The sequence below is a fragment of the Alteromonas sp. AO-Serp genome (assembly GCF_017849675.1).
In the GTDB taxonomy this organism is placed as follows: domain Bacteria; phylum Pseudomonadota; class Gammaproteobacteria; order Enterobacterales; family Alteromonadaceae; genus Alteromonas; species Alteromonas macleodii.
Genome location: NZ_JAFLMX010000191.1, coordinates 1 through 1082 on the forward strand (window position 1 = coordinate 1; position 1082 = coordinate 1082).

Annotated in this window: 1 pseudogene; it reads right to left on the reverse strand. The window is 43.3% G+C overall.

The annotated features are described in order from the left end of the window. A pseudogene (locus tag QVA83_RS13120) lies at positions 1–1041 on the reverse strand (ABC transporter permease); the annotation flags it as partial. Positions 1042–1082 lie beyond the last annotated feature (41 nt).

Genomic DNA, 1082 nt, shown 5'->3' on the forward strand with positions numbered 1-1082 from the left:
TAACTTTGCGTTAAGGGCAAACGCTAATTGCTGATTGATGAATACCCCTTTCCCTTCTGTAAACTCACGCCACGCTGTGCTGAGGTCGTTGTTTATTACATCATCGAGGACAAGCGCCTTTTTACCGTTTTGGTGAACGGGGTAGCTACTGATAGAAACGTAAGTGGGTGGGCTGTTACTGACTTCATGTGTTTCTTTATGTGTCTCTTCTTGAGCACGTGAGCTAATGACAGCTCCCTCGGCCTTAAGTAAAGGAGTTAAAGCAAGCGGAGGTAACGATTTGGTAGATAACGTTTCGATACGACTAAGTGGCGCGTCGGTGTACAGATAGAAAGGCGCGTAAAGCCTTTGCGTTAACCATTGTTCAGTGGCGTCTCTAAAGCTGTCCGTCATGGTATTCATACCAATATTTGCGGTTAGCGCGATAAAGAATGCACAAACGGCGAGACGGGTTTTGCTAGACAGTAAATGCATATTAGCAATGACGTAGTGAAACACGGGCCACTGTCTTGGTACAAATCTAGTCAGTAGCTTAGAGAAAATAGGTAACCAAAGAAGAATAAGCGCGCAGCTGGTAAGGAGTAACAGTGCAACAAAGAAAAGTGCTGAAGCAGCAGAAGATACGAACCCCTCAGCGATAAATAACAGTAGTAGGGCACATAATGAGATAAGACCTACGGCAAATTGGCCTAACGCATTTTCTTTTTTGACAGGCGCTACGGTTAGGGCATTTGAAAGCTTAACTATAGAAACTAACGAAAAAACAACTAGCGATATAAAAGTCGTTGTTAATGCGAAGCCGAAGGTGAAAAGCAGATTAACGTCTGGGTTAACAAATACGGCGTTAAACAACGACGTAAATGTACCGTTTATCACAGGTGACAACCATGACGCAGCTTGAAAACCGATGAACATGCCAATTGGAATACTTATTACGCAGTAAATAAGCAACTCGGTGAATAGGGCAATGCTTAAAATTCGCTGAGATATGCCCAGCTGCCTTAAACGAATGATATTGGGTAGCCGCGTGCGGTACATCAAGTTTAGCGCGTTAAGTACTATAACTGTCTCTTATAGACATT